Origin of the sequence: Flavobacterium aeripolare (assembly GCF_013294025.1) — a bacterium.
GTDB lineage: Bacteria > Bacteroidota > Bacteroidia > Flavobacteriales > Flavobacteriaceae > Flavobacterium.
Window position 1 is genome coordinate 1 of the sequence record NZ_JABSNL010000022.1, and the last position, 8547, is coordinate 8547.

Here is an 8547-nt window from a genome sequence, read left to right on the forward strand (position 1 = left end):
AGTTATGTGGGAGAGTATGTCGTCGCCTTTCTTTATCCTGAATTTATTTTAGGATCTCTAAGAACCCTTATCCAATCGGATAAGGGTTTTTTGTTTTATAAGATAATGAAGTATTGTGGGAGTCCCTCCCGATAACTATCGGGGGTCGTCTTTCTTTATCCTGAATTTATTTCAGGATCTCTAAAAACCCTGATTCATCCGAATCAGGGTTTTTTGTTGTGTAAAACTATGAAGTATTGTGGGAGTTCCTCCCGATAGCTATCGGGAATACTCGGGATTAATCGGGACTAATCTAGTTTAGTAAGATTTACTGATTGCGTGATGTTTGGTCAATGTGAAATTATTGCCAGAACTAGAAAACAGCTCTTTTGGTTTAGTAGGCTTTCTTTTCGTTGGATAGACATATGGATACTTGTTAGTTTTAAGCTATTTTAATGTGTTTTTTAACTCCAATTAGCAGGTTTCTTAGCCTGAGTAAGGATGGCATGATAATCTTGCCTGAAAAGGTTATATAGCAATGGGGATTTATGTATGTCATTTGAAATTAGCTAAGTTTTCCTGAAATCAATTATACTTTGGTTGTAGATGAAATCAGTGTGTTAGAGTTTATTCTTGCTTTACATGTCTGTGTGGTATAATTAGCTTATAACATGCTTTACCAATATAAGAAGTCAAAGTCTTTCTAATTATTGTAGACAGAATTTCTATGATAGTATATATTACTTTCTCCTCCTGGGCTATGAAAAATTAGGATGAGCTAATATAATGCAAATACTAATAAAATGGGGTTTTATAGCAGTCCTACATATAAAATCAAATATAGTTATCTATGCTAGAGTCTTTTTGTGCCTATTTTGCCACTAATAAATGTTTTTTAGGGCTCTTTTCCATCTTTGACTAACCCTTGTAAGTAAAATATTGTGCGTGTCTGAAAACGCTTTTTTTTCCTAAGATTTTGTTTGATATTGGATAAAAGGAATACGTATTGCTTTGTTGTATGCTTGCTTATACTTATTTCCAAGGTAAAGAGTGATGGCATTGTATTCAAATTGTGGCTATTTCCAAATAATTTGGCGTCTGCTGGAGTCTATAATAGCTATGTAGTATTGCGTATGTACCAGTAATCTATAGTGGAATTATTTTAGCGCTGATGCACGGATTATTTGCTGATTTAATTGGAAATAGTAGTAAAAATAAATGGAGAGGATGCAGAAAGAGAACTATTTGGAGCGCTGTGTGGATAAGTACGTTCGCGGTTATTTGAAGCAAATTCAAGATTTACAATTAATGGAATAGCAGTTATTTACTCAGCTATAGTTTTAATTGACTCAACTATGTTGCCTGTGTATTCTTTCTTTATAGCTTAAAAGTAGCCGTTGTTGGTTGCTTATTTTTTCTTTAGACTAAGGATTTCTTTCGCTTTATCTGTTTGTCCCAATCTTTTAAGTGCATCCGAGTAGCGATAGTACAATTCGTCTTCGATGGTTTCATTCATTGCAAAAAGTTCACTATAATATTTAGCTGCTAGGGTCATATTGTCTTTAAAATAGTAGTTGTTTGCCAGTTTTTTAAACAATATAGCTGACTTAAACCCTCTTTCTGCAACTTGCTCGTACGTACGAACGATATCTATATAAGCGTATTGGTCGTTTGTGAGGACTTGTTCTTCCTCTTTGCTGTTGTTGCTTCCTGATGTATCGCTTGCTAAAACATCACGGATAACTTGGTCTAAACGTTTTTGATCTTCTTCTTTTGTAATGGCTACAGCGGTGATTTCGGGAGCTTTTGCCTCTATTTGAGGGGTTACAATTGAAGGCTGTTCTATTTTGTTTTCTACTATTTGAATTGTTTTTACAGTAGCTTGCTCTGGCTTTGGTTCTGGTAGTTGAACTTTTGGTTGTTCCCTTTTTTCCACAATTCTAGCTTCCACGACTGGATCTTTCTTTATTGGTATTACGCCTGGTCGTTTAACCGGTGGAGTTGGAGCTGTTTTAGTAGCAACTTCAGGTCTTCTGGGTCTTACTGCAGCTGGTCTTTGTGTTGGAATAATTCTTCTAGGAGCTACAGCACCTAAAGCTGTAGCTACTATGATTTTAGGGTCGATGACAACCTCTTCTGAACTTCCATCGCTGTATTGAGCATAAACGGTTCTTATATTGTCAGGACCTAAATTAGTTGTACTAATTAAACTAGGATCTGAGACATGATATACAGTTTTACTTCCTCCAAATTTCATGTTGATAATCTCTTCAACGCGATAGGATTTTATTTTTCGAGTAGTAGTGACAGTAGCACTATCTTGTGCGCTGCAGTTTAAGTTACTGGCAATTAAGCCAATTATAAATAAATAAGGTTTCATATTCATAACATATAACTTAGGAAGAACTTACTCTAATTTATCCTATTTTTTTAAGTTGGTGATCAATTTTAAAACGTTTGGTATACTTTTTAATTTATACCAATAGGAAACAAAGGTACTACATTTCTTTAAATTTTTGGAACTTCTTGTGTAATGAAAGTATTGTACTACCTGCTAGTTGCGCGTAAGATTGATATTGATTGACTTCGTTATTCTACCGTTTATAACTGTTGGCAATAAATGAGAGACAAGATTTCTAAATATTTCCGTGATACATTGCCTTTACAATTCCGTCCGAAAGACCTATTTTAGGAACAAATATTTGACGTGCGCCACTCCATTTCATGGCGTTTAAATAAATCCTTACTGCTGGTATGATAACATCTGCACGATCGGGGTTTAATCCAAGTTCTGAAATTCTTTGTTCGTATGTCAGTGAGTTCAAAAAAGCGTATTGTGAATTTATGTAGATGTATGATAACGGTTTCTCTTGAGTGATCCCTGACATCTTAAATAACTTATTGATATTTCCTCCTGATCCTATTAGAGTAACCTCTTCAAAATCTACAGTGTTTGTTTTTATCCACTTTTCTATCTCAGACCACACGATGTCGCACACCATGTTATTTAGTAAACGCACGGTACCGGCTTTAAATGATTTAGAGTTTACCATTTTTCCATTCGAAAATAAAGTAAATTCGGTGCTTCCTCCACCCACATCTACAAATAGGTAGGTTTTGTCTGTATTTAGTAAATAAAGCAAATCTGTAGAGGCAATAATGGCTGCTTCTTTTTTACCATCTATAATCTCGATAGTAACATTTGCCTTTTCTTGGATTAAATCCACAATTTCTTTACCGTTGTAAGCTTCTCGCATGGCAGATGTAGCAAATGCTCTATATGATTGCACTTTGTGTACTTTCATTAATAGGTGAAATGCAGTCATAGCATCACACATTCTTTCGATATTTTCTTCGGTTATTTCGCCTACCGTAAAAGCGTCCTGTCCTAATCGTATGGGTACACGTACTAGAGAGCTCTTATTAAATTGAGGTTCCTTTCCTTCTTGTTCAACTATATTTACTATAAGCAATCGCATGGCATTTGATCCAATATCGATTGCAGCATATTTTTTTAATGTAATCATTAATGGGTGCTAATTTTAAATACTAAAAATCACTTTTTAATACCTGTTAAAATGTTTCGTTTAGTGAATCTACCTTACCTTGATAATATTTGTAAGTTTCAATTTGAGCTCTAAATATAGGTTGGCCATCACTATCTCGATACCTGTTATCGAGTTCGCTTGAGTGGTACCTCGCTTTTACATTTCCCTTCCAGGCGATGTCAAAGTTGTCGATAAGTTCTTGTTTGATATCTTGATCATAAATAGGGCAGGTCACTTCAACTCTGCCATCTAGATTACGGGTCATGAAATCGGCTGAAGAAATATATACATCAGTTTGACTTCCGTTTCCAAAAATGTAAATTCTTGCATGCTCCAGGTAGTTATCTACTATACTTATTGCTTCTATGTTAGCGCTCATTCCTTTAACCCCTGGGATTAGGGAACATATTCCTCTCACTTGCAACTGGATTTTAACTCCGGCATTACTCGCTTCGTATAACTTGTCAATCATTCCAAAATCAGACAGGCTGTTCATTTTTAATTTTATCGAAGATTTTCTACCTGCTCTTGCGTTTAGTATTTCGCGATCAATTAATTTGTAAAACCTAGTTCTTGTGTAATGGGGGGAAACAATTAAATGTTTGTAACGGTGTATTCGATAATTAATATCAAAGAAGTCAAATATTTTAGTAATGTCTTTTAGAATTTGCTGGTGACTAGTGAATAAAGTAACATCAGTATACACCTTTGCTGTTGATTCATTAAAATTTCCTGTCGAAATAAAGCCATATCGCTTCGTTTTACCGTTTTCATTTCTTTCGATCAAACAAATTTTGCTATGTACTTTTAGTCCTTTTATTCCAAAAATTAATTCTATACCCTCCGTTTGCATCTGTTCAGCATATGAAATATTTGAGGCTTCGTCAAAGCGAGCTTGCAATTCAATTTGAACCACCACTTTTTTTCCGTTTTTAGCGGCGTTAATTAGTGAACTAATGATTTGGGAATTTTTGGCTAGTCTGTATAGTGTGATTTTTATCGAAGTAACTTTGGGGTCTAACGCCGCCTCTCTTAAAAATTTAGTTAAGTAGGAGAAAGATTGATATGGTGCATTCAATAAATAGTCTTTTTGACTGATTTTCTCTAAGATACTTCCCTCTAAGCTCAGACCAGGAATAGGTAAGGGGTCATTTTTTTTATAGAGTAAGTCGTAACGACCTAAGTTAGGGAAGTCCATGTAGTCTCTTCGATTATGGTAACGACCTCCGGGGATAATACTATCTGTGGAGACAATTTTCATTTTGTCAAGAAAAAACTGCAATGTATCTGTTTCTATTTCCTTGTCGTAGATAAAACGAACGGGTTCCCCAATACGTCTCTCTTTAACCGAAGTAGATATTTTTTCGAGCATACTCTTACTTAAATCACTGTCAATATCTAATTGTGCATCACGACTAATTTTTATCATGTGAGCAGAGACGCTTTCGTAGTCAAATATATTAAAGATGCTTTTTAAGTTGTGTCTTATAACGTCGTCTAAAAGGATAACGTATTGCTTTTCGTTTTCTGAAGGAAGTACTAGAAAGCGATTCATTGTTTTAGGAATCTCAATTATGGCGTAGCGTACTTCGGCGTCCACTTTCATTACCAGCTTTATTGCCAGGTAACCCATGTTGTCTTTTAATAATGGGAATTCTGCTAAATCATTTAATATAATGGTAACTAACTCGGGACTTAACTTTTGAATAAAGTAGTCTTTCAAGAATTTCTCTTGTTCAGATGAAATTTCGTGTTCGTTAATAATGAAGATGTTTTTAGACTCTAGTTCGTTTTCGATCCCTTTAAGAATTAATAAACTTTCTGTTTGGTGTTTTATTACAATCTCGGTAATGTCTTTTACTAATTGCTGGGCAGAAATACCGCCAAGTATTTTTTCACCTGTTTTCCCTGAAAGGCTTAACCTTCTAATAGCGGCAAAGCGCACTCTAAAGAATTCATCTAGATTGTTAGAAAAGATACCTAAAAAACGCAATCGGTCTAACAGTGGTACTGTATTATCGGCAGCCTCTTGAAGTACCCTTGCATTGAAGGCGAGCCAGCTTTTTTCTCTATCTATATATTTTTGTTGTAACACGGGTCTTAATTAATTATTAAACATTACTACTAAATGTAGATTGTGATGGTTGGTTTTTATTCGAAAATAAAACTGACGTAGTTAAAAGTACATTGAATCTATGTCAAGTACCAAATTTATTAACAAATTTTGTAATAGCAATACGCTAGTGTAAAAGAATGTATTTATAATAAAGCGGAATGTTGAGATTGAGTGAAGCTGACTAGTTGAGTAACTTTAGGCTATTTAGTGGTAAAGGCTAATTTGAATTTATTGTTATTTTTTGCTACCTTATAGTAAGAGTAAAAAAGTTATCAAAAGCCAGTTGTTGAAAAACTCTTAAAAAATAATTTAAGCAAAAGATCCATGCATTTAAAAATTACGTATGTGGAAATAGTTGCTAAATTTTAGAAGTTGACAACCGAACAAACTGCTTATTTAAATTACTAGCTTTTTTAATAATGAGGAATTCACTACAAAATTTGAATGCTTAAAAGTGTCTTTTAACGATTATTTAAGTATTTAGAAGACAATAATTTTAATTATTGTATTTATAATTATCTTTGCGTTTAAAATAAGCTGGTCTTTTAATAGTAAGAAAAATAACAACCATGATTCAATACAAACTTTTCAATACAACGCTTTTCATACTTGCTATGATTACGGCAGTATTAAATAATTTGATAAATTTTCAAGTAAGTGAAAATTTAGTTTCGCGTCAAAGCAAACTAAATGGTTCATTAGGGAATTTACAAAGCGATGTGAATCGTTTAATTGATCAAAAAACAAATATTAGGGTGTTTCTTGTAGCAGAGAAAGACAAGATTTTTTATTCTTGGAATCACTTAAAATTAATTATGAGACATTGACAAGTAGATTAGTTAAAATAGAAGATTACCAAAAAAGAATATTGATCGCAGTTGATCAAACAAACACTACAAGATTTTCGAAATATGGAAAATAAATACTCAAACAATTTTACTGGAACATTAAAATTTGCATTAAGGACATTGATCTTAGTGCTTTTCTTGTTTTCATTTACCAATACATTTGCTCAGAACCCTGTTTTTAATAACGAGACACTTTTAAGTGGGACGGCTAAACAAGCAGGAGCTGTTTATAAATATACTAATGTAAAAACTGTAAACGGGAAACAAGTAGATGCTATTGTAACCTTGAATGCCATAACTGGTAATGCAAGATTAGATACTTTTGATAATGCTACGAATGGTAATTATCCTAATAGGTTTCAACCAGAAATTAGGAGTGGGGCTAGTAATGGTCTTGCTTATGTTGAATTTCAATTTGATTTTTATGAGACAGGGACTTATAATACAGCAACTGCAAAAAGGGTAATCTTAGATAAGTTTACACTTGAAGCTATAGATGTTGATGGTGGAGAGTTTTTTGATATTGTGATTCCTTCTTCAGGTAGTTATAGTTTAGAGAACCCTACAAACATTGCGGTAACACCGGGTACAGCTACAACCTTTACTAGATTTCTAGGGCCAAACAGCTCAGTTGCGCAAATTTCATTAACAGCGACATTTATTATTGCTCGTGTAGATTTAATAAATGTGTCTTCTGTGATTTTTAGATTAGGTAGTACTAGAAGTGCTGATAGTCGTCAAAGCTCAATAAGTTTTGGAGAAGTGGCATTTAATTTCCCATCGGCTCCTGTAGCTAATGATGATGTTTTAAATTGTATTACTATTGGTTCATCTGCTGTTATAGATGTGACGGCAAATGATAATGATGCTAATGATAATTTAGATGTAAGTACTGTAGATTTAATTCCTTCGACTAATGCTATTGATAGAACTCGTACTGTTACTAATGAAGGTGCGTGGACTGTAAGTGCGTTAGGTGTAGTTACATTTAAGCCAGCGGCAGGATTTATTGGAAATCCAACTCCTATAACTTATACGATTAGGGATAAGACTTTAGTTACACCTTTAAAATCAAATGAAGCAACAATAACTATTAAATATGATCCAGTAGCGCCTACTGCTTCTGCTCAGTCATTCTGTTCTACAGATGTTGCTAAAGTTTCAAATTTAGTTGCGACTGGTACAGGAGTAAAATGGTATACAGCGTCAACTGGAGGAACTGCCCTAGCAGCAAATACTGCTCTTACTGAAAGAACATATTATGCTAGTCAAACTATTGATGGGTGTGAAAGTCCTAGAACTCCTGTCGTAGTAACGATAACTCCAGCACCAAACGCAGGAACGTTATCAGGAACACAAGCAATTTGTGTTGACGGTGCGACTACATTTTCTTCTAATGCTACCGGAGGTACTTGGTCAACTAGTGCAGCAGCTATAGCAACAATTAATGCTTCAACAGGAGTAGTTAAAGGTTTAAAAGTTGGAACTGCTACAATGACTTATACAGTTAAAGGTACAGGTGGATGTGATGATGCTACAGCTACAAGAGTAGTTACGGTAACAGCAGCACCAAACGCAGGAACGTTATCAGGGATACAAGCAATTTGTGTTGACGGAACAACTACATTAACTTCTACTACTGCCGGAGGTACTTGGTCAACTAGTGCAGCAGCTATAGCAACAATTAATGCTTCAACAGGAGTAGTTAAAGGTTTAAAAGTTGGAACTGCTACAATGACCTATACTGTTAAAGGTACAGGTGGATGTGATGATGCTACAGCTACAAGAGTAGTTACAGTAACAGCAGCACCAAACGTAGGAACATTATCAGGGATACAAGCAATTTGTGTTGACGGAACAACTACATTTTCTTCTACTATTACCGGAGGTACTTGGTCAACTAGTGCAGCAACTACTGCAACAATTAATGCTTCAACAGGAGCAGTTAAAGGTTTAAAAGTTGGAACTGCTACAATGACTTATACTGTTAAAGGTTCAGGTGGATGTGATGATGCTACAGCTACAAGAGTAGTTACAGTAACAGCAGCACCAGATG

5 protein-coding genes are annotated in these 8547 nt (G+C 34.6%); 2 read left to right on the top strand and 3 right to left on the bottom strand.

Features of this window, described 5'->3' with window-relative positions:
• Positions 1 to 1387: 1387 nt before the first annotated feature.
• The 3 genes from HNQ00_RS16080 to ppk1 all read right to left on the bottom strand — a co-directional run bounded on the left by HNQ00_RS16080 (position 1388) and on the right by ppk1 (position 5622).
• Positions 1388 to 2365 carry a hypothetical protein gene (locus HNQ00_RS16080; RefSeq protein WP_173839525.1) on the bottom strand — a complete coding sequence of 326 codons (978 nt, stop codon included), beginning with the start codon at positions 2363 to 2365 and terminating at the stop codon, positions 1388 to 1390.
• 250 nt (positions 2366 to 2615) lie between these two features.
• Positions 2616 to 3506: a Ppx/GppA phosphatase family protein gene (locus HNQ00_RS16085; RefSeq protein WP_173839526.1), complete on the bottom strand. Its 891-nt coding sequence runs from the start codon at positions 3504 to 3506 to the stop codon at positions 2616 to 2618.
• A gap of 46 nt (positions 3507 to 3552) precedes the next feature.
• Positions 3553 to 5622 (bottom strand): polyphosphate kinase 1, encoded by a 2070-nt coding sequence (gene ppk1, locus HNQ00_RS16090; RefSeq protein ID WP_173839527.1) that lies wholly within the window; start codon positions 5620 to 5622, stop codon positions 3553 to 3555.
• Between the two features lie 590 nt (positions 5623 to 6212).
• On the opposite strand from ppk1, the gene HNQ00_RS16095 reads away from it, so the two are divergent.
• Both HNQ00_RS16095 and HNQ00_RS16100 read left to right on the top strand, forming a co-directional pair.
• Positions 6213 to 6470, top strand: coding sequence for a hypothetical protein (locus tag HNQ00_RS16095; protein WP_173839528.1), 258 nt, complete (start codon positions 6213 to 6215; stop codon positions 6468 to 6470).
• Between the two features lie 84 nt (positions 6471 to 6554).
• Positions 6555 to 8547 (top strand): Ig-like domain-containing protein (locus HNQ00_RS16100; protein ID WP_217425288.1); only part of this gene is annotated, 1993 nt, incomplete at its 3' end.